24 protein-coding genes are annotated in these 23,189 nt (G+C 69.8%); 16 read left to right on the top strand and 8 right to left on the bottom strand.

Features of this window, described 5'->3' with window-relative positions:
- Window positions 1–33: 33 nt before the first annotated feature.
- Entirely contained in the window at window positions 34–1,422 is a 1,389-nt protein-coding gene (locus AC2D9U_RS21095) for an ABC transporter substrate-binding protein (protein WP_484752631.1), read from the top strand.
- On the opposite strand, the gene urtE is transcribed toward AC2D9U_RS21095, so the two are convergent.
- The 5 genes from urtE to urtA are packed head-to-tail and all read right to left on the bottom strand — an operon-like array spanning window position 1,412 to window position 6,788.
- A complete protein-coding gene (gene urtE / locus AC2D9U_RS21090; protein ID WP_484752629.1) occupies window positions 1,412–2,104 on the bottom strand; it encodes an urea ABC transporter ATP-binding subunit UrtE in 693 nt (230 codons plus the stop codon). The two genes, AC2D9U_RS21095 and urtE, sit on opposite strands and share 11 nt — an antisense overlap.
- A complete protein-coding gene (gene urtD, locus AC2D9U_RS21085; RefSeq protein WP_484752627.1) occupies window positions 2,105–2,842 on the bottom strand; it encodes an urea ABC transporter ATP-binding protein UrtD in 738 nt (245 codons plus the stop codon).
- Window positions 2,839–3,936: an urea ABC transporter permease subunit UrtC gene (urtC, locus tag AC2D9U_RS21080; protein ID WP_484752625.1), complete on the bottom strand. Its 1,098-nt coding sequence runs from the start codon at window positions 3,934–3,936 to the stop codon at window positions 2,839–2,841. Before urtC ends, urtD begins: the two co-directional genes overlap by 4 nt.
- Window positions 3,933–5,501 (bottom strand): urea ABC transporter permease subunit UrtB, encoded by a 1,569-nt coding sequence (gene urtB / locus AC2D9U_RS21075; protein WP_484752623.1) that lies wholly within the window; start codon window positions 5,499–5,501, stop codon window positions 3,933–3,935. The genes urtC and urtB overlap by 4 nt, the downstream gene beginning before the upstream one ends.
- Window positions 5,502–5,543: 42 nt before the next feature.
- Window positions 5,544–6,788, bottom strand: a complete 1,245-nt coding sequence (gene urtA / locus AC2D9U_RS21070) for an urea ABC transporter substrate-binding protein (protein WP_484752621.1) — start codon at window positions 6,786–6,788, stop codon at window positions 5,544–5,546.
- Window positions 6,789–7,134: 346 nt separating this feature from the next.
- On the opposite strand from urtA, the gene AC2D9U_RS21065 reads away from it, so the two are divergent.
- Genes AC2D9U_RS21065 through ureG form a run of 7 tightly spaced genes read left to right on the top strand, consistent with a single transcriptional unit; the run spans window position 7,135 to window position 12,241 of the window.
- Window positions 7,135–7,965 (top strand): urease accessory protein UreD, encoded by an 831-nt coding sequence (locus AC2D9U_RS21065; protein WP_484752619.1) that lies wholly within the window; start codon window positions 7,135–7,137, stop codon window positions 7,963–7,965.
- Between the two features lie 40 nt (window positions 7,966–8,005).
- On the top strand, window positions 8,006–8,308 hold the full coding sequence (locus tag AC2D9U_RS21060; RefSeq protein WP_484752618.1) for an urease subunit gamma: 303 nt from the start codon (window positions 8,006–8,008) through the stop codon (window positions 8,306–8,308).
- Window positions 8,305–8,610, top strand: a complete 306-nt coding sequence (locus AC2D9U_RS21055; RefSeq protein WP_484752616.1) for an urease subunit beta — start codon at window positions 8,305–8,307, stop codon at window positions 8,608–8,610. The genes AC2D9U_RS21060 and AC2D9U_RS21055 overlap by 4 nt, the downstream gene beginning before the upstream one ends.
- A gap of 2 nt (window positions 8,611–8,612) precedes the next feature.
- A complete protein-coding gene (gene ureC, locus AC2D9U_RS21050) occupies window positions 8,613–10,325 on the top strand; it encodes an urease subunit alpha (RefSeq protein WP_484752615.1) in 1,713 nt (570 codons plus the stop codon).
- 8 nt (window positions 10,326–10,333) lie between these two features.
- Window positions 10,334–10,873: an urease accessory protein UreE gene (locus AC2D9U_RS21045; RefSeq protein WP_484752613.1), complete on the top strand. Its 540-nt coding sequence runs from the start codon at window positions 10,334–10,336 to the stop codon at window positions 10,871–10,873.
- Window positions 10,818–11,567 carry an urease accessory protein UreF gene (locus tag AC2D9U_RS21040; RefSeq protein WP_484752611.1) on the top strand — a complete coding sequence of 250 codons (750 nt, stop codon included), beginning with the start codon at window positions 10,818–10,820 and terminating at the stop codon, window positions 11,565–11,567. The genes AC2D9U_RS21045 and AC2D9U_RS21040 overlap by 56 nt, the downstream gene beginning before the upstream one ends.
- Window positions 11,564–12,241 (top strand): urease accessory protein UreG, encoded by a 678-nt coding sequence (ureG, locus tag AC2D9U_RS21035; protein WP_484752609.1) that lies wholly within the window; start codon window positions 11,564–11,566, stop codon window positions 12,239–12,241. Before AC2D9U_RS21040 ends, ureG begins: the two co-directional genes overlap by 4 nt.
- Window positions 12,242–12,245: 4 nt before the next feature.
- Here ureG and AC2D9U_RS21030 read toward each other — a convergent pair whose 3' ends face one another.
- From AC2D9U_RS21030 to AC2D9U_RS21020, 3 genes are read right to left on the bottom strand one after another with little or no spacing between them, the layout of a single operon-like run.
- A complete protein-coding gene (locus AC2D9U_RS21030; protein WP_484752607.1) occupies window positions 12,246–13,421 on the bottom strand; it encodes a BaiN/RdsA family NAD(P)/FAD-dependent oxidoreductase in 1,176 nt (391 codons plus the stop codon).
- Window positions 13,422–13,426: 5 nt separating this feature from the next.
- The gene (locus AC2D9U_RS21025) at window positions 13,427–15,073 is read right to left on the bottom strand and encodes an NAD(P)/FAD-dependent oxidoreductase (protein ID WP_484752605.1); all 1,647 of its coding nucleotides are present in this window, start codon (window positions 15,071–15,073) and stop codon (window positions 13,427–13,429) included.
- Between the two features lie 7 nt (window positions 15,074–15,080).
- Window positions 15,081–16,193 (bottom strand): S-(hydroxymethyl)glutathione dehydrogenase/class III alcohol dehydrogenase, encoded by a 1,113-nt coding sequence (locus tag AC2D9U_RS21020; RefSeq protein ID WP_484752601.1) that lies wholly within the window; start codon window positions 16,191–16,193, stop codon window positions 15,081–15,083.
- Window positions 16,194–16,314: 121 nt separating this feature from the next.
- On the opposite strand from AC2D9U_RS21020, the gene AC2D9U_RS21015 reads away from it, so the two are divergent.
- The 8 genes from AC2D9U_RS21015 to AC2D9U_RS20980 all read left to right on the top strand — a co-directional run bounded on the left by AC2D9U_RS21015 (window position 16,315) and on the right by AC2D9U_RS20980 (window position 23,069).
- Entirely contained in the window at window positions 16,315–17,013 is a 699-nt protein-coding gene (locus AC2D9U_RS21015) for a GntR family transcriptional regulator (RefSeq protein ID WP_484752599.1), read from the top strand.
- Window positions 17,014–17,143: 130 nt separating this feature from the next.
- Entirely contained in the window at window positions 17,144–18,463 is a 1,320-nt protein-coding gene (gene atzF, locus AC2D9U_RS21010; RefSeq protein WP_484752597.1) for an allophanate hydrolase, read from the top strand.
- Entirely contained in the window at window positions 18,460–18,855 is a 396-nt protein-coding gene (locus AC2D9U_RS21005) for an allophanate hydrolase-related protein (RefSeq protein WP_484752595.1), read from the top strand. The genes atzF and AC2D9U_RS21005 overlap by 4 nt, the downstream gene beginning before the upstream one ends.
- A 23-nt stretch (window positions 18,856–18,878) precedes the next feature.
- The gene (locus AC2D9U_RS21000) at window positions 18,879–19,832 is read left to right on the top strand and encodes an ABC transporter substrate-binding protein (protein WP_484752593.1); all 954 of its coding nucleotides are present in this window, start codon (window positions 18,879–18,881) and stop codon (window positions 19,830–19,832) included.
- A 22-nt stretch (window positions 19,833–19,854) separates the two neighbouring features.
- Entirely contained in the window at window positions 19,855–20,700 is an 846-nt protein-coding gene (locus AC2D9U_RS20995; protein WP_484752591.1) for an ABC transporter permease, read from the top strand.
- Entirely contained in the window at window positions 20,693–21,466 is a 774-nt protein-coding gene (locus tag AC2D9U_RS20990) for an ABC transporter ATP-binding protein (protein ID WP_484752589.1), read from the top strand. The genes AC2D9U_RS20995 and AC2D9U_RS20990 overlap by 8 nt, the downstream gene beginning before the upstream one ends.
- The gene (locus tag AC2D9U_RS20985; protein WP_484752587.1) at window positions 21,466–22,341 is read left to right on the top strand and encodes a polysaccharide deacetylase family protein; all 876 of its coding nucleotides are present in this window, start codon (window positions 21,466–21,468) and stop codon (window positions 22,339–22,341) included. Before AC2D9U_RS20990 ends, AC2D9U_RS20985 begins: the two co-directional genes overlap by 1 nt.
- Window positions 22,311–23,069: an aspartate/glutamate racemase family protein gene (locus AC2D9U_RS20980; RefSeq protein ID WP_484752585.1), complete on the top strand. Its 759-nt coding sequence runs from the start codon at window positions 22,311–22,313 to the stop codon at window positions 23,067–23,069. Before AC2D9U_RS20985 ends, AC2D9U_RS20980 begins: the two co-directional genes overlap by 31 nt.
- The last annotated feature ends 120 nt before the right edge of the window (window positions 23,070–23,189 follow it).

The following is a 23,189-nucleotide window of genomic DNA, read 5'->3' as shown; positions in this document are numbered from 1 at the left end:
GCACAATCATCGCGACCGCAGGGAAGAAATCGCATGTCCACGCTCCGCATCGCCGCCGAGAAGGCCCGCTTCACCCCGCCGCGCCAGGTGACCGACGACACCAGCGTGCTGACGCTGAAGAACCTGGCGCTGGAGCCGCTGCTGCGCTGGGAGGATGCGCGCATCCTGCCTGGACTCTTTGCGAGTTGGCGTCATGAGCAGGGCGGGCGGCGCTGGATCTTCACCATCCGTGAGGGGGCCAGTTGGCAGGATGGGCTGCCCTTCGTCGCGCAGGATGTGCTGGATTTCGTGGAGGGCGTGCTCGGCTCGCTCGATATGTTCGGGATGAAATGGAGCTACAGCCGCTACCTGGCGGAGGCGCGAATCACCGCGCCCGATGCGCGGACGGTGGTGGTGGAGAACCCCACGCCCTTCGCCGACATCCTCGACATTTTCTCCGAATTCTACCCCTGCCGCCTGACGCCCGAAGGGTTGCCACTGCTCGGCACCGGCCCCTGGCGCGTGCTGGACTACGCCGCCGAGCAGCGCGTGGTGCTGCAGCGGATCGCGGCGGGTGAGGGGCCATCGCGCATCGATTTCCGCGCCATGCCCCATGCCGAGGATCGCCTTGCGGCGTTGCGCGCGGGCGAGGTGGATGTGGCGATGAATCTCGAGCGCGTCGAGGCGCGCCTGCCCTTCGAGGCGCCCTTCACCTGGGGGCGCGCGGTGAACACGCTCTCGGTCATGTACTACCTCAACTGCTTCCGCGGGATCTTCACGGCGCCGGCGGCGCGCCTCGCCGCCAATCTCGCGGTGGATCGGCGGGCACTGGTGGAGGAGGTCTTCCACGGCCTGGGCCAGCTTTCGGCGAGCATCGTCAGCCCGATGCATCTTGGCGGCCACAGCGCGGGGCTTGCACCGCATCCGCATGATCCGGAACGCGCGAAGCGGCTGCTCGATGGCCTCCACGCCGATGGACCGCTGCTGCTGCGCACGCCCGAGACCCTGCCGGAGAAGGCGCTGGAGATCAGCGCGCGCGTCGCCGCCGCCCTCGACTCCATCGGCCTGCCCTGCCGGATCGAGGTCCAGAAGGATCGGCCTGAATATGCGCGCGAGATCGGGCGCAAGAACATCGGCGACCTGGCCATCTTCGACAGTTCGCCGCACAGCAGCTACCGCGTGCTGAACGACAAGATCTCCTCCGCCGTGCAGGGCGTGTGGTGGCAGGGGCATGATGATCCGGCGCTGGAGCCGATGATCCTCGCGGCCAACCATGCAGTCGAGGACGCGGCGCGGGAGGAGGCCTATGCGCGCTGCCTGCGGCAGCTGCACGCCAACCCGCCCTGGATCTATTTGTTCCACCCGATCGACGTCTACGGCGCGGCCCCCGGCGCGCCGCCGCTGGCCCTCGATTCGAAAGGGATGCTCGCGCTCAGACCGTGAGGAGCTTGCGCACGGCTGCTTCGTCCAGCGTGCCGGCCGGCCCGCCCAGCGCCACCTCGCCACGCACCATCACCGCGATCTGGTCGGCGAGTTCGCGCGCGAAATCGTAGTACTGCTCCACCAGGATCACCGCCATGCCACGATCGCGGGAGAGGTGGCGGATGACCCGCGAGATGTCCTTGATGACGGAGGGCTGGATGCCCTCCGTTGGCTCGTCGAGGATCAGCAGCCGCGGCCGGGCGCAGAGGGCGCGCGCGATGGCAAGTTGCTGCTGCTGCCCGCCTGAGAGATCGCCGCCGCGCCGGCGCAGGAATTGCCGCAGCACGGGGAAGAGATCGAAGACTTCCGCGGAGACCTTGGAACCGCGTGGCGCGGCGGCGAGCGAGGTTTCGAGATTCTCCTGCACCGTCAGGAAGGGAAAGATCTCGCGCCCTTGCGGCACATAGCCGATGCCCGCGCGCGCACGTTCGGCGGGCGGCATCCGGGTGATGTCGCGCCCCTCCCAGGTGATGGTCCCCTTGCCGACCTTCTCGAGCCCCATGATGGCGCGCAGCAGCGAGGATTTGCCCACGCCGTTGCGCCCGAGCACGGCCGTCACACGTCCGGGTTCCGCCACCAGCGAGACACCGCGCAGGCAGAGGCTGGCGCCGTAGGAGAGGTCGATGGTGTCGACGTTCAGCATCTAGCGGCCCAGATAGACTTCAACGACGCGCGGGTCGTTCTGCACATGGTCGATGGACCCTTCGCTCAGCACGCTGCCCTCATGCAGCACCGTGACGCGCCGGCCGAGCGCACGCACGAATTCCAGATCATGCTCCACCACCACCACGCTGCGGCTACCGGCTATGCGCACCAGCAGCGCGGCGGTGTGCTCGGTCTCCTCATCGGTCATGCCGGCGACGGGTTCATCGACCAGCAGCAGATCCGGGTCCTGCATCAGCAGCATGCCGATCTCGAGCCATTGGCGCTGCCCGTGGCTGAGGATGCCGGCCAGATCCTGCGCGCGTTCGGCCAGGCCGGTCTCGTGCAGCGTCTGCTCGATGCGGCTGCGTGCCTCGCCGGAGAGGATCCAGCGCAGGCAGGCGAGCGGACCGCGCGGGGCCTTCAAGGCCAGTTCGAGGTTCTCGAAGACGGTCAACGCATCGAAGACCGTGGGCTTCTGGAATTTCCGCCCGATGCCGAGATTGGCGATGGCGGCCTCATCGAGGCGTGTCAGGTCGGCCTCACCGAAGCGCACATTGCCCTGGGTGGGCCGGGTCTTGCCGGTGATGACATCCATCATCGTCGTCTTGCCCGCGCCGTTCGGGCCGATGACGGCGCGCAGCTCCCCCGGCTCGACGATGAGGGAGAGGTTGTTCAGCGCGCGGAAGCCATCGAAGACGACCGAGACGCCATCGAGGTAGAGGCGACGGCCCTTCATTTCGGCGTCCTCCGCAGCAGGCCGATCAGGCCCTTGGGCAGGAAGAGCGTGACCAGCACGAACAACCCGCCGAGCACGAAGAGCCAGAGATCCGGCGCGGCGGAGGTGAGCCAGGTCTTGAGGCCGTTCACCGTGAAGGCGCCGAGCACCGCGCCCACCAGCGTGCCACGCCCGCCCACCGCCACCCAGACCACGGCCTCGATCGAGTTGCCGGGGCTGAACTCGCCGGGGTTGATGATGCCGACCTGCGGCACGTAGAGCGCGCCGGCCACGCCGGCCAGCATGGCGGAGACGACGAAGGCGAAGAGCTTGTGATGCGTGACGTTGTAGCCGAGGAATCGCACGCGGCTCTCCGCGTCGCGGATCGCGGTCAGCACGCGGCCGTATTTGCTGCGGGTGAGTCGCACACAGAGCAGATAGGACAGGACCAGCGCGACCAGCGAGGCATAGAACAGCGCGATGCGCGCCGCCCCCGTGTTCAGCGGCATGCCCAGCAACTCCTTGAAGTCGGTGAAGCCGTTATTGCCGCCGAAGCCCATGTCGTTGCGGAAGAAGGCCAGCATCAGCGCATAGGTCATGGCCTGGGTGATGATGGAGAGATACACACCCGTGATGCGGCTGCGGAAGGCAAGGTAGCCGAGCACGAAGGCGAGCAGCCCGGGCACGGCCAGCACCATCAGCACCATGAAGGCGAAATTGTCGAAGCCGAGCCAGTACCACGGCAGTTCGCGATAGCCGAGGAACACCATGAAGTCCGGCAGCACGGGGTGGCCATAGACGCCGCGTGGGCCGATCAGGCGCATCAGGTGCATGCCCATCGCATAGCCGCCAAGCGCGAAGAAGGCGCCATGGCCCAGCGAGAGGATGCCCGCATAGCCCCAGGCGAGGTCGAGCGACAGCGCCAGGATGCCATAGCAGATCCACTTCCCCGTGATGGAGACGAGGAAGTCCGAGACATGCAAAGGGTTGTCCACCGGCAACTGGTTCAGCACCGGCATCGCGGCCAGCACCAGCACGGCGATGATCAGCCCGGCCCGCAGGCCGAGCCGCAGGCGCGAGGGCGGGGCCTCGGCGGGCGAGACGGCCACACTCATGCCTCCGCCGCCCGGCCCTTCTGCGGGAAGAGCCCGCGCGGGCGCCGCTGGATGAACAGCATCACGGCGACCAGCACGAAGACCTTCGCCAGCACGGCGCCGGCCCAGGGCTCCAGCAGCTTGTTCACGAGACCGAGGCCCAGCGCGCCGACCAGCGTGCCCGCCAGGCTGCCCACGCCGCCAAAGACGACCACGAGGAAGCTGTCGATGATGTAGCTGGTGCCGAGGTTGGGGCTGACATTGTCGATCTGGCTGACCGCCACGCCCGCGATGCCCGCGATGCCCGAGCCGAAGGCGAAGGTCAGCGCATCCACGCGGCCCGTGCGGATGCCCATGGAGGCGGCGATGGCGCGCTTCTGCGTCACCGCGCGCATCTCGAGCCCGAAGCGCGTGAAGCGGATGGCGGCCACCGTGAGCGCCAGCACGAAGAGCGCGAAGAACAGGATCCAGAGCCGGTTGGCCGTGACCGGAATGTCGAAGGGCAGCAGCAGCGTGCCCTGCATCCAGGGCGGGCTCAGCACTTCGCGGTTCTGCGCGCCGAAGATCAGGCGCACGGCCTGCTGGATCATCATGCCGACGCCAAAGGTCAGCAGCAGCGTCTCCAGCGGGCGGCCATAGAGGTGGCGGATCAGCCCGCGTTCCATCGCGGCCCCTGCCGCCGCGGCCACCAGGAAGGCGGCGGGCACCGAAAGCGGCAACGACCAGGGCAGCAGCCAGGGAATGTCGCGGCAGATCTCCTGCACGATGAAGGTCGTGTAGGCGCCGAGCATCACGAACTCGCCATGCGCCATGTTGATCACGCCCATCACGCCGAAGGTGACGGCGAGGCCGAGCGCGGCAAGCAGCAGCACCGAGCCGAGCGAGAGGCCCTGGAACAGCGTCTCCGCCCCGCGGCGGATGGCGAGGCGCCGGTCGATGGCAGCGACCGCAGCCTCGATCTGCGGCAGGATCTCCTGGTTGGCGGCCCGCGCTTCGAGCAGCACGGCGCGGGCCTCGGGCGAGGCGCTGGCGCCGAGCGTGGCCACGCCCGCAAGCTTCGCCGCGGGGTCGCTGGCGAGCAGGCGCGAGGCGCCGAGGGCAAGCTCCATGCGTTCGCGGATGCGCGGCACGCTCTCGCGCGCCAAGGCGGCTTCCAGCAGCGCGACATTCTCGGCCGATCGCGTACGGAAGACGGCCTCGGCCGCGGCCTGGCGCTCACCGGCATCGGGCGAGACGAGCTGCAGCCGGCCCAGCGCGCCGCGCAGCGCCACGCGCACGCGATTGTTGATGCGCACGGGTTCGGCGCCGGTTGCATCGGCCGGCGCGCCGGTGGCGACATCGAGTGTCGCGGTGCCCTCGCGCAGCAGCAGCGTGCCATCGGATTTGCGCAGCAGCCGCCCGTCGCCGAGCGCGCGCAGCAGTGGGATGGCGCGGGGATCGCCCAGCGCGCCGAGGCGGTCGACCGATTCCGCCACCGCGCCGAAGCCGCCGCCAAAGGCCGGCACTTCGGCAAGGAAGGCGTCCTGCGCGCGCGCGCCCAGCGCCGGCGTCAGCAGCAGGAGCAGCAGGAGGATGAGCTTCTTCATGCGATGATGTTCGGGGGCGGCTCGGCGCCGCCCCCGAAGGCCTCAGCCGCGGCGCCGGTTGGCGTTCTCCGGGATGAAGGGCGACCAGTTCTCGGCCACGATCGGGCCGGGGGTGCGCCAGACGATGTTGAACTGGCCATCGGCCTGCACCTCGCCGATCATCACCGGCTTGGAGAGGTGGTGGTTGCGGTGCATCTCGAGCGTGAAGCCGCTCGGCGCATCCACCTTCTGGCCGTACATCGCGGTGCGCACCGCGTCGACCGCGGTCGTGCCGGCCTGGGCCACCGCCTGCGCCCACATCTTGAAGCCGATCAGCGTGGCTTCCATCGGGTCGTTGGTCACGCGGCGCGGGTTGCGGATATAGGCGCGCCAGAGGTTCAGGAACTCCGTGTTCGCGGGCGACTGCACCGACATGAAGTAGTTCCAGGCGGCCAGATGGCCAACCAGCGGGCGCGTGTCGATGCCGGCGAGCTCTTCCTCACCCACCGAGAAGGCGACCGAGGGGATGTCCTCGGCCTTGATGCCCTGGTTGCCGAGCTCGCGGTAGAAGGGCACGTTCGCGTCGCCATTGATGGTCGAGACGATGGCGGTCTTCTTGCCCTCGCCGGCGAAGCGCTTCACGCGGCTGACGATGCCCTGCCAGTCGGAATGGCCGAAGGGCGTGTATTCCTCGAGAATGTCGGAATCCGGGATGCCCTTCGAGTTCAGGAAGGCGCGCAGGATGCGGTTCGTCGTGCGCGGATACACATAATCCGTGCCGAGCAGGGCGATGCGCCGCGCGCTGCCGCCATCGGCCGACATCAGGTATTCCACCGCCGGGATCGCCTGCTGGTTCGGCGCGGCGCCGGTGTAGAAGATGTTCTTGCTCTCTTCCTCGCCCTCATACTGCACCGGGTAGAAGAGCAGGCCGTTGAGCTCCTCGAAGACCGGCAGCACGGACTTGCGGGAGACCGAGGTCCAGCAGCCGAAGGTCACGTCCACGCGGCTGACCTGCAGCAGCTCGCGCGCCTTCTCGGCGAAGAGCGGCCAGTTGGAGGCCGGGTCCACCACCACCGGCTCGAGCCGCCGGCCGAGGATGCCGCCGCGCGCATTCTGCCACTCGATCATCATCAGCACCGTGTCGCGCAGCGCGGTCTCGCTGATCGCCATGGTGCCGGACAGCGAATGCAGCACGCCGACGCGGATCGGCGCGGCTTGCGCGAAGGACGGGCGGATGGCCGGCATGGCAAGCGCGCCGCCAAGGCCGGCCAGGGCCGCGCGACGGGTCAGGGAGAAACGCTTCGTCATTTGATCGGGAGCCTCCTGCGATGGTCATGGTCTTTTTCGGGTGGCGGTCCGCGCCGGTCCGGAGACGGCTGGCTGTCTGCCCAGCGGGCGGACTAGCGAGACTCATGCCAAGGCTCCCATGGCGGGCGGGCCACAGGGCCGGGGGCTGATTCGCATACGATTCGCGCGCGGGCCGACCCCCGGCCTTGCCGCGCCGCGAAGGCTCTGCCTCACGCCTATGCGATGCGTGCCCCGAAGCCGGCCCGGCGCGCCACTTGCTTGTGCACATGAGCGCGCTGCAATGCAGGCGCATCGCGCCGCGCTTCGGGAGGTTTGCACGATCCATCGCACATGCAAGGCTGCGCGCATGAGCATCGCCGCGATCGCAGCGCCGCATCATCAGAGAGCACGTGGCAGCGCCGCCTTGCGCTTTGCGGCGGCGCCTGGTGGCGCGCGCCTTGTCACGCTCGATCAATCCGCACCGCTGCGCGTGCTCTTTCCCGACCATGACCCCGATGAGCCGAGCACCGCGGCGCTGGTGAATGTCGCGGGCGGGCTCGCAGGCGGCGACAGCGCCGCCTTTTCCCTCACGCTCGATGCCGGCACGCGCTTCACCATGACGACGGCGGCGGCCGAGAAGATCTATCGCAGCCTGGGGCCGGAGACGGAGATCGCAACGAATATCGATCTCGGAGAGGATGCCATCTGTGAATGGCTTCCGCAGGAGACGATCCTTTTCGATGGCGCGCGGCTGCGCCGGCGCATCGACATCGCCCTCGCGCCCACGGCGCGCCTCATCGCGGCGGAGATGCTTGTGCTCGGCCGTGCCGCGCGCGGTGAGGTGCTGACCCAGGGCGCCGTGCAGGATTCCTGGCGGCTGCGCCGCGGCGGAAGGCTGGCCTGGGCGGATACGCTGCGCCTGGCGGATCCGGCGGCGTTGCGGGCCAGCCGCTTCGGGCTGGATGGCGCCGGCGCGCTGGCCACGCTGCTGCTGGCGATGCCCGAGGCCGCGACGCATCGCGAGCAGGCGCGCGAACTCGCCGCCGGGGGCGCGAGCCTCGTGGCGCCGGGCCTGCTGCTGGCCCGCTGGCAGGGCGAGGCGGGGGCGGTGCGCGCGGCGCTGGGGGCGGCGCTGATGGTGCTGCGCCAGGCCGCCTTCGGCCACCCCGCCAGACTGCCGCGGCTCTGGCGCACATGATCCGGATTGCGGCATGCTCGGCCGACAGGAGAGGTGAGGCATGAACCTGACACCGCGCGAGAAGGACAAGCTGCTGGTCGCCATGGCGGCGATGGTGGCGCGCCGGCGGCTGGAACGCGGCGTGAAGCTCAACCACCCCGAGGCGGTGGCGCTCATCACTGATTTCGTGGTTGAGGGCGCGCGGGACGGGCGCAGCGTGGCCGAACTCATGCGCGATGGCGGCACCGTCATCACGCGCGCGCAGGTGATGGAGGGTGTCGCCGAGATGATTCACGAGATCCAGGTGGAAGCCACCTTCCCCGACGGCACCAAGCTCGTCACCGTGCACGAGCCCATCCGATGATCCCCGGCGAGCTGTTCCCGGCGGAAGGGGAGATCGAGATCAATGCCGGCCGGGAGGTGACGGAACTCGACGTCGCGAACACCGGCGACCGGCCGGTGCAAGTCGGCAGCCATTACCACTTCGCCGAAACGAATCCGGAGCTGCGCTTCGATCGCGCCGCGGCGCGCGGCAAGCGGCTGGACATCGCGGCCGGCACGGCGGTGCGCTTCGAACCCGGCCAGTCGCGTCGCGTGCGGCTCATCCCCTATGCCGGCGCGCGCATCGTGCACGGCTTCCGCGGCGAGACGGAAGGAGCGCTCTGAGCATGGCCACCCGCCTTTCCCGCCGCGCCTATGCCGGCATGTATGGCCCGACCACGGGCGACCGCCTGCGCCTTGCCGACACCGCGCTGATCATCGAGGTCGAGCGCGACCTGACCACCTATGGCGAGGAGGTGAAGTTCGGCGGCGGCAAGGTGATCCGCGATGGCATGGGTCAGTCGCAGGTCACGCGCGCCGGCGGCGCGATGGACACCGTCATCACCAATGCGCTGATCGTGGACCACACCGGCATCTACAAGGCCGATGTGGGGCTGAAGGACGGGCGGATCGCCGCCATCGGCAAGGCCGGCAACCCCGATACGCAACCCGGTGTCACCATCATCATCGGCCCGGGCACGGAGATTCTGGCGGGTGAGGGGCGCATCCTCACCGCGGGGGGGATCGACCCGCATATCCACTTCATCTGTCCGCAGCAGATCGAGGAGGCGCTGGCCTCCGGCGTCACCACCATGTTCGGCGGCGGCACGGGCCCCGCGCATGGCACGCTGGCCACCACCTGCACGCCGGGGCCGTGGCACATCGCGCGCATGATGCAGGCGGCCGAGGCCTTCCAGATGAATCTCGGCTTCCTCGGCAAGGGCAATGCGGCGCTGCCCGCGGCACTCGAGGAGCAGATCCGCGCCGGCGCCTGCGGGCTCAAGCTGCATGAGGATTGGGGCACCACGCCCAAGGCCATCGACACCTGCCTCGATGTCGCGGACCGCTTCGACATCCAGGTCGCGATCCACACGGACACGCTGAACGAAAGCGGTTTCGTGGACGAGACGATCCGCGCCGTGGCCGGGCGCACCATCCAGGCCTTCCACACGGAAGGCGCGGGCGGCGGCCATGCGCCGGACATCCTCAAGGTGATCGGCGAGCCGAACTTCCTGCCCTCTTCCACCAACCCCACCATGCCCTACACGCGCAACACGGTGGATGAGCATCTCGACATGCTCATGGTCTGCCATCACCTCGACCCGCGCATCCCCGAGGACGTGGCCTTCGCCGAGAGCCGCATCCGCAAGGAGACCATCGCGGCCGAGGACATCCTGCACGACCTTGGCGCCATCAGCATGATGAGCAGCGACAGCCAGGCGATGGGCCGGGTGGGCGAGGTGATCATCCGCACCTGGCAGACGGCGCACAAGATGAAGGTGCAGCGCGGATCCCTGCCCGGGGAGACGGGCGACAACGACAATCTGCGCGTGCGCCGCTACATCGCGAAATACACGATCAACCCCGCCATCGCGCAGGGCATCGCCACGCATGTGGGGTCCATCGAGGTCGGCAAGCTCGCGGATCTCGTGCTCTGGTCGCCGGCCTTCTTCGGCGTGAAGCCGGATTACGTGCTGAAATGCGGGAGCATCGCGATGGCGCCGATGGGCGATCCCAACGCCTCCATCCCCACGCCGCAGCCCATCCACTACCGCCCGATGTTCGGCAGCTATGGCCGTTCGGGCCTGCTCTCCTCGGTCACCTTCACCTCTGCCGCCGCGCTGGAGGCCGATATCGGCAAGCAGCTCGGGCTGACACGGCCGCTGCTCGCGGTCGGCAATACCCGCGGCGGCATCACCAAGCGCGACATGGTGCTGAACAGCGCGCTGCCGAAGATCGAGGTGGATGCCGAGACCTATGAGGTGCGCGCGGATGGCGAGTTGCTGATCTGCGAGCCCGCCGCCGTGCTGCCCATGGCGCAGCGCTACTTCCTGTTCTGAGGAGCCACATGCCCGACAGCGCCGTTCCCCGCGCCACCATCGTCCATGCCGCCGGCACCTGGCCGGAGGCGGAGGCGCGCGACACCGTGACCGTCGATTTCGACGACCGCCATCGCCGCCGCAAGCTCTACACGGCCGAGGGTGGGCTGGCCTTCATCCTCGACCTCGCCGAGGCGCAGGTGATGCGCGATGGCGATGGGCTGGAATTGGTCGGCGGCGGCTATGTGCGCGTCCGCGCGGCGCCCGAGCCGCTGATCGAGGTCACGGCGAACACGCCCATGCATCTCATGCGTCTGGCCTGGCATCTCGGGAATCGCCACCTGCCGGCGGAGATCGAGGCGGGGCGGATCCTGATCCGGCATGACCACGTGATCCTGCGCATGCTCGAGGGGCTGGGGGCGACGGTGCGGCCGGTGAACGCGCCCTTCAACCCAGAGGGCGGCGCCTATGGCGAGCACAACCGCGCGCCGGCCCACCCGCATGGCCATGCACATGACCACGCACATGACCACCATCATGGCGATGGCGACCATCACCACCATCACTGATCCCACCCGCATGGGTCCGTCCGCGCTGGCGCGACTCTTCGCCTGGCTCTCGCCGGCCTATCCGGTTGGCGCCTTCTCCTACAGCCACGGGCTGGAGATGGCGGTGGAGGAGGAGGCGGTGACGCGGCGGGACGACCTCGTCGCCTATGTCGCTGCCGCCCTGGCGCAGGGCGCGGGGGCGGTGGATGGCGGGCTGCTCGCGCTCGCCTGGCGTGCCGCGGCGGCGGGCGATGACGCGGCACTCGACGACATCACGGAACTCGCCGCCGCCTGGCGAGGCACGCAGGAGCTGGCGCTGGAGGCCACGCAGCCCGGCAACGCCTTCGCCAGCGTCACCATCAGCGCCTGGCCCGAGCCGCGCTTCGCCGCCTACAGCGCGCGCCACCCCGGCCGGCTGACCCATGCGGTGGCCTTCGGCGCGGCGGCCTGCTTCCACGGCGTGCCGCTGCGCGAGGCCTGCTTCGGCTGGCTGAACGCCTTCGCGGCGAACATCGTCTCCGCCGGCGTGCGGCTGGTGCCGCTGGGCCAGACGGATGGGCAGATCGCCACCGCCGCGCTGCTGCCGGCGGTCGCGACCGCGACGGAAGCCGCGCTCGCCATCACCTCGCCCGATGAACTCGGCAGCGCCGCGCCGGTGCTGGACCTGTTCTCGATGCGTCACGAAACCCAGTATACGAGGCTTTTCCGCTCATGAGTGCATCCTCTGATCGGCCGATTCAGACCTCCGCGCAGCAGCTGCGCTTCGGTCATCGGACGAACGGCCCTTTCCGCGTCGGCGTCGGCGGTCCGGTCGGCTCCGGCAAGACCGCGCTGGTCGAGCGCCTGTGCAAGGCGATGCGCCAGGGCAACGATGTCGCCGCCATCACCAACGACATCTACACAAAGGAGGATGCGGAATTCCTCACGCGCAGCGGCGCGCTCTCGCCCGACCGAATCATGGGCGTGGAGACCGGCGGCTGCCCGCATACCGCGATCCGCGAGGACGCCTCCATCAACCTCGCCGCGGTGGCGGAAATGAGCGCGCGCTTCCCCGGCCTCGAGATCCTCTTCATCGAGAGCGGCGGGGACAACCTCGCCGCCACCTTCAGCCCGGAACTCGCGGATCTGACGATCTACGTGATCGACGTCTCGGCCGGTGACAAGATCCCGCGCAAGGGCGGGCCGGGCATCACGCGCAGCGACCTGCTGGTGATCAACAAGACCGACCTCGCGCCGCTGGTGGGTGCGGATCTCGGCGTGATGGACCGCGACGCGAAGAAGATGCGCGGCGCGCGGCCCTTCATCTTCACGAACCTCAAGGCCGAGCAGGGCGTGGCGGAGATCGCGGCCTTCATCCTGAAGGCGGGCGGGCTTCAGGCGGCGGCGTAGCGCTTCATGCGGCCTCTCCGGCCGCCCAGCCGCTCGACCAGGCCCATTGGAAATTGTAGCCGCCGAGCCAGCCGGTCACGTCCACCGCCTCGCCGATCACGAAGAGTCCTGGCACGGCCTTCGCCATCATGCTCTGCGAGGACAGCGCGGCGGTGTCCACGCCGCCGAGCGTGACCTCGGCCTTGGCATAGCCTTCGGTGCCGGAGGGCTTCAGCGTCCAGGCCTTGAGCAGCGCGCCGAGGCGGCGCAGATCGGCGTCGCCGACCTCGCCGATCACGCGCGGCGGCAGATGCAGCGCGGCCATGGCCTGGGCGAGGCGCTGCGGCAGCAATTCGGCCAGGATCGTCTTCGGCTCAGCCTTCGGGCGCGCGCGCTTGCCGGCGAGCAGATGCGCGGTGGCGTCGCGCTCCGGTACCAGATCGAGCGTCAGGGTCGCGCCCTCGCGCCAATAACTGCTCGCCTGCAGGATGGCCGGGCCGGAGAGGCCGCGATGGGTGAAGAGCAGCGCCTCGCGGAAGGCGGCCTTGCCGGCGCGCGCGATCGCCTCCAGCGCGAGGCCGGAGAGCGGGCGCATCAATTCCAGCATCGCATCGCCGAAGGTCAGCGGCACCAGGCCCGGGCGGATCTCGGTCAGCGGCAGGTCGAAGCGCTGCGCGAGGTCATGTGCGAAGCCCGTCGCGCCCATCTTCGGGATCGACAGCCCACCGGTGGCGAGCACGAGGGAGTCCGCGCTGAACTCCCCGCGCGAGGTGGTGATGCGGAAGCGATCGGCGCGCGTCACCTCGGTGATGCGGTGATCGAGGCGCAGATCCACCCCCGCGGCATCGCATTCCGCCAGCAGCATCGCCACGATCTGCCGTGCCGATCCGTCGCAGAACAATTGGCCCAGCGTCTTCTCATGGAAGGCGATGCCGTGCTTGCGCACCAGCGCGATGAAGTCGTGCTGCGTGTAGCGGCTGAGCGCCGAGCGCGCGAAATGCGGATTGGCCGAGAGGAAGCGCTCGGGGACGCAGCCCGTATTCGTGAAGTTGCAGCGCCCACCGCCGGAGATGAGAATCTTCTTGCCCGGCGCCTCGGCATGGTCGAGCAGCAGCACGCGCCGCCCGCGTTGCCCCGCGCGCATCGCGCAGAACAACCCGGCCGCGCCGGCGCCGAGCACGACGACATCGAAATCCCGCATGGCGCTCAGGCGGCTTCCGCCGCGCCGAGGCCCGCCACGTTGCGCGCCAGCGCCTCCGCCACGCGGATGCCGTCCACGCCGGCCGAGAAGATGCCCCCCGCATAGCCCGCGCCCTCGCCGGCCGGGTAGAGGCCGCGCGTGTTGAGGCTCTGCATCGTCGCATCGCGCCGGATGCGGATGGGCGAGGAGGTGCGCGTCTCGACGCCGGTCATCACCGCATCCGCCATGTCGAAGCCGGCGATCTGGCGGCCGAAGGCGGGCAGCGCCTCGCGGATCGCGCTGACCACGAAATCCGGCAGGCAGCGCGCGAGGTCGGTCGGCGTCACGCCGGGCTTGTAGCTCGGGATCACGGCGCCGAGTTCGGTCGAGGGTCGCCCGGCGAGGAAATCGCCCACGCGCTGGCCCGGCGCGGCATAGGTGCCGCCGCCGGCGAGGAAGGCCTGCGTCTCCCAATGCCGCTGCAGCGCGATGCCGGCGAGCGGACCGTCGGGGTAGTCGACCTCCGGCGTGATGCCCACCACGATGCCGGCATTCGCGTTGCGCTCGGCGCGCGAATACTGGCTCATGCCATTGGTCACCACGCGGCCGGGCTCGGAGGTGGCGGCGACCACGGTGCCGCCGGGACACATGCAGAAGGAATAGACGCTGCGGCCATTGCCGCAATGGTGCACGAGCTTGTAGTCGGCGGCGCCAAGAATGGGATTGCCGGCGAAATCGCCGAAGCGCGCACGGTCGATGATCGATTGCGGATGCTCGATGCGCACACCGATCGAGAAGGGCTTGGGCTCGATATGCACGCCGCGGTCCAGCAGCATCGCGAAGGTGTCGCGTGCGCTGTGGCCGATGGCGAGCACGACATGGTCGGTGGCGATGGTCTCGCCCGCCTCGGTCACCACGCCGCGCGTGCGGCGGATGCCGTCGCGCCCGACCTCCACGAGCAGGTCGGTCACCTTGGTGCCGAAGCGATACTCGCCGCCCAGCGCCTCGATCTTCGCGCGCAGGCTTTCCACCATCTGCACCAGGCGGAAGGTGCCGATATGCGGCTTGGCGACCCAGAGGATCTCCTCCGGCGCGCCGGCCGCGACGAATTCGGTGAGCACCTTGCGGCCGAGATGCTGCGGGTCCTTGATGCCGGACCAGAGCTTGCCGTCGGAGAAGGTGCCCGCGCCGCCCTCGCCGAATTGCACATTGCTCTCGGGCGTGAGCACCGAGCGGCGCCACAGCGCCCAGGTATCCTTGGTGCGTTCGCGCACCACCTTGCCGCGGTCGAGGATGATTGGCCGGAAGCCCATCTCCGCCAGGACCAGCGCGGCGAAGAGGCCGCAGGGCCCGGTGCCGATCACGACGGGGCGCGGGATGCCCTCCGGCGCGCGCGCGACATGGCGGTAGCTGGTGTCGGGCGTGGGACCGAGGGTGCGGGAGAGCACCTTGTCCCGCGCATGGCGGCGCAGCAGCGCGGCCTCATCCGCCACCTCGATGTCCACGGAATAGACCAGCTCGATCGCCGAACGCTTGCGCGCATCCCAGGCGCGCCGGGCCACGGTGCAGGCGCGCAGCTCGCCCTCCCGCAGTCCCAGCTTCGCGCGCACCGCCTGCTCGATCGCGCCGGGCGCGTGATCGAGCGGCAGCTTGAGTTCGGTCAATCGCAGCATCAAGCCCTCAGTACACGACAACGGACCGGATGGATTCGCCCCGCTCCATCAGTTCGAAGCCGTGGTTGATCTCATCCAGCGGCATCACATGGGTGATCAGGCTGTCGATGTCGATCTTTCCCTGCATGTACCAGTCCACGATTTTCGGCACGTCGGTGCGCCCGCGCGCGCCGCCGAAGGCGGTGCCGCGCCAGGAGCGGCCGGTGACGAGCTGGAAGGGCCGCGTCGCGATCTCCTGCCCCGCCCCGGCCACGCCGATGATGATGCTCTCGCCCCAGCCGCGATGCGTGCATTCCAGCGCCTGGCGCATCACCTTCACATTGCCGATGCATTCGAAGGAGAAGTCCGCACCACCGCCCGTCAGGTCGATGATGGCCTGCACCACCTTGTCGTGGCCGATCTCGTTCGGGTTGAGGAAGTCGGTCATGCCGAACTTCCGCGCCATCTCCTCGCGCTTCGGGTTGAGGTCGATGCCGATGATCCGGTCGGCGCCGACCATCCGCGCGCCCTGGATGACGTTGAGCCCGATGCCGCCCAGGCCGAAGACGGCGACATTGGCGCCGGGCCAGACCTTGGCCGTGTTGATCACAGCCCCGATGCCGGTGGTCACGCCGCAGCCGATGTAGCAGATCTTCTCGAAGGGCGCGTCCTCACGCACCTTGGCCAGGGCGATCTCGGGCAGGATCGTGTGGTTCGCGAAGGTCGAGCAGCCCATGTAGTGCATCACCGGTCCACCCTCGCAGGAGAAGCGGGAGGTGCCGTCCGGCATCACGCCCTTGCCCTGCGTCGCGCGGATGGCGGTGCACAGGTTCGAGCGCTGCGACAGGCAGGTTTTGCACTGCCGGCATTCGGGCGTGTAGAGCGGGATCACATGGTCGCCGGGCTTCACGCTGGTCACGCCGGCGCCGATCTCGCGCACGATGCCGGCGCCTTCATGGCCGAGGATGGCGGGAAACAGCCCCTCCGGATCGGCGCCCGAGAGGGTGTAGAGGTCGGTATGGCACAGGCCCGTGGCCTTCACCTCGATGAGCACCTCGCCGGCCTTCGGCCCGCCGATCTCGACCTCGGTGATCGAGAGGGGCTTGCCCGCCGCCCAGGCCACCGCCGCGCGCGTCTTCATCCGTGTCGCTCCATCGTGAATCCCACGCCGCATTGTGCGACGGCGCGCGGGGCGCGTCACGTCCTGCGCGGGGATCATCTCCTGCTTGCACAGGGCGGGCGCATGGGATCACAACGGCGCCATGCCCCGCCCGCCGGACATCGCCCCGAGCCCCGCGCCGCGCCCCGTCACGCGGGCCGAGGCGATCGCGGCCGCGCTGGCGGAGGAGATCGTGGGCGCGCAGCTCAAGCCCGGCACGGCGCTGGATGAGACGCAGCTCGCCGCGCGCTTCGGCGTCTCCCGCACCCCGGTGCGCGAGGCGCTGCGCCAATTGGCGCCGACCGGGCTGGTGCAGATCGCGCCGAGACGCGGCGCGGTGGTGGCGGTGCCGGATGCGGCGCAGCTCGGCGACATGTTCGTGGTGATGGCGGAGCTGGAGGCGATGGCCGCGGGGCTCTGCGCCGTGGCGATGAGCCCGGCGCAGCGGCGCGGGCTGGAACGCCAGCACGCCGGCATGGCGGCGATGGTGCGGGCGGGCGACGTGGCCGCCTATCGCGCCGCCAATGTCGCCTTCCACCATCTGCTCTATGCGGGGGCGCGGAACGCCTATCTGTCCGAGATCGCCACCGCCACGCGACGGCGCCTCGCCCCTTTCCGTGCCGCGCAGCTCGAGGCGCCGGACCGGCTGCGGCGCTCGCATGAGGAGCATGGCGCGATCCTGACCGCGATCCAGCGCGGCGATGCGGCGGAGGCGGCGGCGGCGCTGCGGCGGCATATCGGCGTGACCGGGGAGACCTGGAATGCCATGGCGGGGGCGCGGCGGCATCCGAGTGCTGCCTAATTTGTCGGCATATGGGCCTGTTTCGAGCCGCCTTGCATACATGAACAGGGATCCATTTTTCGCAAACCCCTGATTCGCCGTGCCTGTCCCAGGGCCCGGCGCTTGGCGCGTGTCTTGCTAGGGCAGGGTCATGCCCTTGCCCGCCACCATCGCCGCGCTGCATGACGCCTATGCCGCGGGCCTGACCCCGGCCGCCCTGCTCGCGGAGCTGGCCGAGCGCGCGCGCGCCCTGGCCGATCCCGGCATCTTCCTGCACCAGCCGGACGCCGCCGCGCTGGCCGAGGCGCTCGCCGCCCTGCCGACGCGCGACACCGTGCGCTTCCCGCTCTGGGGCGTGCCGGTGGCGGTGAAGGACAATATCGATGTGGCGGGCATGCCCACCACCGCGGCCTGCCCGGCCTATGCGCGCCTGCCGGCCGAGGACGCGCCGGCCGTGGCGCGGCTGCGCGCGGCGGGGGCGATCATCATCGGCAAGACTAATCTCGACCAGTTCGCCACGGGCCTCGTCGGCGTGCGGACGCCCCACCCCGTGCCGCGCAATGCCTGCGCGCCGGATCGCGTGCCGGGCGGGTCGTCTTCCGGCTCCGCGGTGGCGGTGGCGCAGGGTCTCGCGCTGCTCGCGCTGGGGACGGATACGGCGGGCAGCGGGCGTGTGCCGGCGGCGCTGAACGGGCTGGTCGGCCTCAAGCCCTCGCTTGGCCTAGTGCCGAATCGCGGCGTGGTGCCGGCCTGCCCGAGCCTCGATTGCGTCTCCGTCTTCGCCACCAACGTCGCGGATGCCTGGACCTGCTTCGCGGTGATGGCGGGCGCGGATGCGGCCGATCCCTGGTCGCGCCCGGGCGTGATCGGCACGCCCTCCCTGGCGGCGCCGCTGCGCTGCCTGGGCATCCCCCGCGCCGCCGACCTGCATCTCGACGGGCCCGAGCAGCGCGCAGCCTGGGAAGCCTCGATCGCGCGCATCGGGGGCGCTGCCACGCTCAGGGAAGTCGATCTCTCGCCTTTCCTCGAAGTCGCGCGGCTGCTCTATGAGGGCGCCTTCGTCGCTGAGCGCGACGCCGCCTTCGGGGCCGCGGTGCCGCGCGAGGTCATGCATCCGGTGACGCAGCGAATCCTGGCCGGCGCGGCGCGATTCTCGGCAACCGATGCCTTCGCCGGGCTGCATCGCCTGGCCGCGCTGCGCCTGGCCACGCGCGCCAGCTGGGCGGGGATCGACGCGCTGCTGCTGCCCACCGCGCCCAACTTCCCGACGCTGGCGGAACTCGCCGCTGACCCGATCGGCCCCAATGCGCGGCTCGGCACCTACACGAATTTCGTCAACCTGCTCGACCTCGCCGCGCTGGCCGTGCCGGGGGCGATGCGCCCGGATGGCCTGCCCTTCGGCGTCACCCTGGTCGGCCCGCGCGAGAGCGATGCGCGGCTCGCCCGTTTCGCGATGGAGATCGCCGCATGATCGAGATCTGCGTCGTCGGCGCGCATCTGTCCGGCATGGCGCTGAATGCCGAGTTGGTGGCGCAAGGCGCCGAGTTCCGCCGCGCCGTGGAGACCGCGCCCCTCTATCGCCTGCACGCCCTGGCCGGCGGCCCGCCGCGGCGGCCCGGCCTGCTGCGCGTCGGCGCCGAGCAGGGCGCGGCCATCGCCACCGAGGTCTGGGCGCTGCCCGAGGATGGGTTCGGGCGCTTCGTCGCCGGCATCCCCGCGCCCTTGTGCATCGGCACGCTGATCCTGGCCGATGGCAGCACGCCCAAGGGCTTCCTTGTTGAGCCTGCGGGCCTTGCCGGCGCGCAGGACATCACCCGCTTCGGCGGCTGGCGCGCCTTCATCGCCCAGCTCGCCACCGCCTGACCAACCCCACAGGAGAACGCATGATGATCCGCCGCCGTCACCTTCTCGCCACCGCTGCCCTCGCGCCGCTCGCGGCCCCGCACATCGCCAATGCGCAGGCGCCGCGCACGGTGAAGATGGGCTCGCTGCGCCTGATCCATTCGATGACGCCGCATTTCTACCAGCGATTTGCTCCCGCTGGACTTACGATCGACATCACCACCTTCGACAGCCCGACCGATGGCAAGAACGCCGTGGTGACGCGCAGCGTGGAGTTCGGCGGCTTCGGCATCGCCGCCGCCACGCTGGGGGCGGCGGCGGGTGAGCCCGTTGTCGTGGTCGGCGCCTTCTGCAACCGCGGCATGGGCGTGATCTCCAAGGCGGGCGGGCCGATCCGCAGCATCGCCGATCTGCGCGGCAGGCGCGTAGGAATCTGGCCGGGCTCGACGCAGGAGGTCTTCATCCTCGAGCGGCTGCGCCAGAGCGGCATGACGGTGCGCGACATCACCGCCGTGCGCGTGCCCTTCGGCGAGATGCACGCGATGCTGAACCGCGGCGACATCGACGCCTATGTCGGCGCCGAGCCGGGGCCGGGCCTGTCCATCTCCTCGGGCGTGGGCCAGCTGGTGGAATACCCCTATGGCACCGCGATGGGCGGGCTCAACATGATCTTCGCGACGAGCGAGCAGATCATCGCGCAGGATCCCGCGCTGGTGCGCACCATGCTCGGCATCCATCGCCGCGCGAGCGAGTTCATGATGGCCAATCCGCGCGAGGTCGCCGACGCCACGGTGCGCATCCTGGGTGCGCCGCGCGCCGCCGTCGAGCAGGCGCTGGGCGCGGGGAACGTCGAATACATCTGGAAGCTCGACGACACGGTGCTGACGCAGTCGCGCGCCTATGCGCAGCAGATGCTGGAGATGCGCCAGATCCGCCAGCTGCCGAACTTCAACACCTTCCTCAACCCGCGCTTCTCCAACGAAGTGGCGATGAGCTGACACGGCAGGGGGAGGGCAGGCCATGTCGGAGGCCACAATGACCGCGCCGGTGGCGGTGACGCCGGCCACCGGTGCGGTGCGTTTCCTGCGCCGGGCGAAGCCTGTCCTGCTCTCCCTCATCGTGCCGCTGGCGCTGCTGCTGTTCTGGCATCTCGCGGTGAAGGCGGGCATGACGCGCCTGATCCCCTCGCCGGCCGATGTCGCCGAATACATGGTCGATTTCGCCATCGGCGGCATCTGGGACGACGCCTTCTCGGCGACGCTGCATCTGCACCTGCTGGCCTCGGCGAGCCGGGTCTATGGCGGCTTCCTGCTGGCCGCGCTGGTGGCCGTGCCGCTCGGCCTGCTGATCGGGCGCGTCGAGCTGGTGCGGCAATTGCTCGACCCCTTCCTGCAATTGATGCGGCCCATCCCGGTCACCGCCTGGCTGCCGCTGTCGATGATCCTGTTCGGGCTGGGTTCGACCTCGGCCTTCTTCCTGGTGTTTCTCGGCGCCTTCTACCCGATCCTGCTGAACACGATCTTCGGGGTGAAGAATGTCGAGCCGCGGCTGTTCGAGGCCGCCTCCATGCTGGGCTGCCGCGGCAATGCGCAGTTCTTCAAGGTGGTGCTGCCCGCCGCGCTGCCATCCATCTTCACCGGCCTGCGGCTCGGCCTCGGCCTGGCGTGGTTCGTCATCGTGGTGGGCGAGATGACGGGCGTGCCGCAGGGGCTGGGTGCGGTCATCATGGATGGGCGCACGCTGAGCCGCACCGAACTCGTCATCTGCGGCATGATCGTCATCGGCATCGCGGGCTTCGTCAGCGACCGCGTGGTGGTGATGCTGATGAACCGCCTCCTGCGCTGGAGCCCCTCGCACCGTGGCTGAGATCCCCATCCTCGACATCCAGGGTGTCGGCAAGACCTATACGCTGGGCGATGCGCGCATCGAGGCGCTGCGCGATGCGAACCTCACCGTGAAGAAGGGCGAGTTCGTCTGCCTGATCGGCGCCTCGGGCTGTGGCAAGTCGACCCTGCTGCGCATCGTCGCAGGCTTCGAGAAGCCGAGCGCGGGCCAGGCGCTGATGTGGGGCAAGCCCATCGAGGGGCCGGCGCCGGATCGCGGCATGGTGTTCCAGGATTACGGCCTGTTCCCCTGGCTCACCGTGCGCGAGAACATCGCCTTCGGACCGCTGAGCCGCGGCCGCCCCAAGGCCGAGGTGCGTGAGACGGCCGAGCGCTTCATCGCGCTGATCGGCCTGTCCCGCTTCGCGGATGCGCATCCGCACCAGCTCTCGGGCGGCATGAAGCAGCGCGTGGCGATCGCGCGCGTGCTCGCCAATGATGCCGAGGTGGTGCTGATGGACGAACCCTTCGGCGCGCTGGATGCGATGACGCGCGAGCGGTTGCAGGATGAGTTGCTCGATCTCTGGCAGCGCACCGGGCTGACCGTGCTGTTCGTGACCCATTCCATCGAGGAGGCGATCTTCCTCAGCGACCGCGTGGTGGTGATGGAGCCCGGCCCGGGGCGCATCGCGAGCGCCGAGCGCATCGACCTCGCGCGCCCGCGCGACGTGGCCTCGCCCGAGTTCAACGAGGTGCGGCGCGATCTCGGCTCGCGGCTGCACTCGCACCATGGCAAGAAGGCGGCGTGATGCGTCCCGAGGATCGGCTCGCCTATGCGGCGCCGCAGGATCGCCCGCCCTCGGCCCTGCCGGGCGGGCAGCGGCTGATCATCTGGCCCGTGGTCAATGTCGAGACCTGGCTGATCGACAATCCGATGCCGCGCCAGGTGCTCTCTGCGCCGACCGGGGCCGCGCTGCAGCCGGATCTCGCGAACTGGGCCTGGCATGAATACGGCATGCGCGTGGGCTTCTGGCGCTTTCTCCAAGCTTTCGAGAAGCGCGGCATAAGACCCACGCTGTCGATCAATGGCTCGGTCTGCACCACCTATCCGCGCGTCGCGAACGCCGCGCGCGATGCGGGGTGGGAGTTCATGGGCCATGGCCATGTCCAGGTGCCGACCCATCGCGTGGCCGACCAGCGCGCGATGATCGCGCAGACGGTGGAGGCCATCCGCGCCTGCACCGGCGCGCCGCCGCCCGGCTGGCTCGGCCCGGGCCTCACCGAGACGCTGGAGACGCCGGACCTGCTGGCCGAGGCCGGCATCCGCTACTGCGCCGACTGGATCGTCGATGACCTGCCCTGCCGGCTCGCCACCGCGCAGGGGCCGATGCTGACCATGCCCTACAGCGCCGAGCTGAACGACATCCCCATCGCCATGATCCAGCACCATGACGAGCAGGAACTCCCCCGCCGCGCCCGCCTTGCCGCCGCGCGGCTGCTGGCGGAGGCGACGCGCACGCCCAAGGTCATGTGCTTCGCCGTCCACCCCTATATCAGCGCCGTGCCGCACCGCATCGCGGCCTTCGAGGCGATGCTGGACGATCTGCTCGCCCTGCCCGATACCGTCTTCATGCAGGGGCAGGAGATCATGGCATGGTATCTGGCGAGCGGCGACCCGACCTGAGCGCACCGCGCCGCATCCTGCTGATCAACGCCAACACAACGGCGGCACTCACCGACAGGCTCGTCGATATCGCCAATGCCCTGGCGCCGCCGGGCGTGCTTTTCGAGGGGGCGACGGGCCGTTTCGGCGCGCGCTACATCGCCAGCCGCGCGGCGAGCGCCATCGCCGGCCATGCGGCGCTGGATGCCTTCGCGGAACATGGCGCGGGCGTGGAGGGCGTGCTGCTGGGCTGCTTCGGGGATCCGGGGCTGGACGCGCTGAAGGAGGTCTCGCCCGTGCCGGTGCTGGGCCTCGCCGAGGCCTCGGCCCTCGCTGCCTTGAAGCTGGGCGCGCGCTTCGGCGTGGTGACGGGCGGCGTGGCGTGGCGGCCCATGCTCACCGAATTCTTCGCCGCACGCGGCTATGCGGCGGCGCTGAGCGGCGTGCACACCATCACGCCGACGGGGGCGGAGATCGCGCGCGACCCGGAAGGCGCGGTGGACAGCCTCGTGGGCAGTTGCAACGAGGCCATCGCGGCCGGCGCGCAGGTGGTGATCCTGGGCGGGGCGGGCCTCGCCGGGCTGCGCGCGATGATCGCGCCGCGCGTGGCGGTGCCGGTGCTCTGCTCGGTGGAGACGGGCGTGCAGGCCATCATCGCGGCGCTCGGTTCACCGCGCGCGGACCTCATCCCGCATGGGCCGGTGGAGAGCATCGCGCTCTCCCCGGCGCTCGCGCGGCTTCTGGGATAGCAGGCGGCCCTTAGAGCACGCTGCGTTCTCATGAACGCAGCTCGTGCTCTAGGTGTTTGATCCCAGGGTTTGATGGTGCAGTCTTTTCCCAGGCATGGAAGGACGCGCTATGGGCCAGGT

This window comes from Roseomonas sp. TF40 (genome assembly GCF_057219975.1).
The sequence above is the reverse complement of the archived record's forward strand: the minus strand, read 5'-3'. Positions and strand labels throughout refer to the sequence as shown.

Excerpts from the sequence above, each read along its gene's own strand:
- urtE (WP_484752629.1), bottom strand. The coding sequence starts at position 2,104 with ATGCTGAACGTCGACACCATCGACCTCTCCTACGGCGCCAGCCTCTGC.
- AC2D9U_RS21030 (WP_484752607.1), bottom strand. The coding sequence starts at position 13,421 with ATGCGGGATTTCGATGTCGTCGTGCTCGGCGCCGGCGCGGCCGGGTTG.
- AC2D9U_RS20985 (WP_484752587.1), top strand. The coding sequence starts at position 21,466 with ATGCGTCCCGAGGATCGGCTCGCCTATGCGGCGCCGCAGGATCGCCCG.
- ureG (WP_484752609.1), top strand. The coding sequence starts at position 11,564 with ATGAGTGCATCCTCTGATCGGCCGATTCAGACCTCCGCGCAGCAGCTG.
- urtA (WP_484752621.1), bottom strand. The coding sequence starts at position 6,788 with ATGACGAAGCGTTTCTCCCTGACCCGTCGCGCGGCCCTGGCCGGCCTT.
- AC2D9U_RS21055 (WP_484752616.1), top strand. The coding sequence starts at position 8,305 with ATGATCCCCGGCGAGCTGTTCCCGGCGGAAGGGGAGATCGAGATCAAT.
- atzF (WP_484752597.1), top strand. The coding sequence starts at position 17,144 with ATGCCCTTGCCCGCCACCATCGCCGCGCTGCATGACGCCTATGCCGCG.
- AC2D9U_RS21060 (WP_484752618.1), top strand. The coding sequence starts at position 8,006 with ATGAACCTGACACCGCGCGAGAAGGACAAGCTGCTGGTCGCCATGGCG.
- urtB (WP_484752623.1), bottom strand. The coding sequence starts at position 5,501 with ATGAAGAAGCTCATCCTCCTGCTGCTCCTGCTGCTGACGCCGGCGCTG.
- AC2D9U_RS21000 (WP_484752593.1), top strand. The coding sequence starts at position 18,879 with ATGATCCGCCGCCGTCACCTTCTCGCCACCGCTGCCCTCGCGCCGCTC.
- AC2D9U_RS21005 (WP_484752595.1), top strand. The coding sequence starts at position 18,460 with ATGATCGAGATCTGCGTCGTCGGCGCGCATCTGTCCGGCATGGCGCTG.
- urtD (WP_484752627.1), bottom strand. The coding sequence starts at position 2,842 with ATGAAGGGCCGTCGCCTCTACCTCGATGGCGTCTCGGTCGTCTTCGAT.
- AC2D9U_RS21065 (WP_484752619.1), top strand. The coding sequence starts at position 7,135 with ATGAGCATCGCCGCGATCGCAGCGCCGCATCATCAGAGAGCACGTGGC.
- AC2D9U_RS20995 (WP_484752591.1), top strand. The coding sequence starts at position 19,855 with ATGTCGGAGGCCACAATGACCGCGCCGGTGGCGGTGACGCCGGCCACC.
- AC2D9U_RS21095 (WP_484752631.1), top strand. The coding sequence starts at position 34 with ATGTCCACGCTCCGCATCGCCGCCGAGAAGGCCCGCTTCACCCCGCCG.
- urtC (WP_484752625.1), bottom strand. The coding sequence starts at position 3,936 with ATGAGTGTGGCCGTCTCGCCCGCCGAGGCCCCGCCCTCGCGCCTGCGG.
- AC2D9U_RS21025 (WP_484752605.1), bottom strand. The coding sequence starts at position 15,073 with ATGCTGCGATTGACCGAACTCAAGCTGCCGCTCGATCACGCGCCCGGC.
- AC2D9U_RS21015 (WP_484752599.1), top strand. The coding sequence starts at position 16,315 with ATGCCCCGCCCGCCGGACATCGCCCCGAGCCCCGCGCCGCGCCCCGTC.
- AC2D9U_RS21045 (WP_484752613.1), top strand. The coding sequence starts at position 10,334 with ATGCCCGACAGCGCCGTTCCCCGCGCCACCATCGTCCATGCCGCCGGC.
- AC2D9U_RS21020 (WP_484752601.1), bottom strand. The coding sequence starts at position 16,193 with ATGAAGACGCGCGCGGCGGTGGCCTGGGCGGCGGGCAAGCCCCTCTCG.
- AC2D9U_RS20980 (WP_484752585.1), top strand. The coding sequence starts at position 22,311 with ATGGTATCTGGCGAGCGGCGACCCGACCTGAGCGCACCGCGCCGCATC.
- AC2D9U_RS21040 (WP_484752611.1), top strand. The coding sequence starts at position 10,818 with ATGACCACGCACATGACCACCATCATGGCGATGGCGACCATCACCACC.
- ureC (WP_484752615.1), top strand. The coding sequence starts at position 8,613 with ATGGCCACCCGCCTTTCCCGCCGCGCCTATGCCGGCATGTATGGCCCG.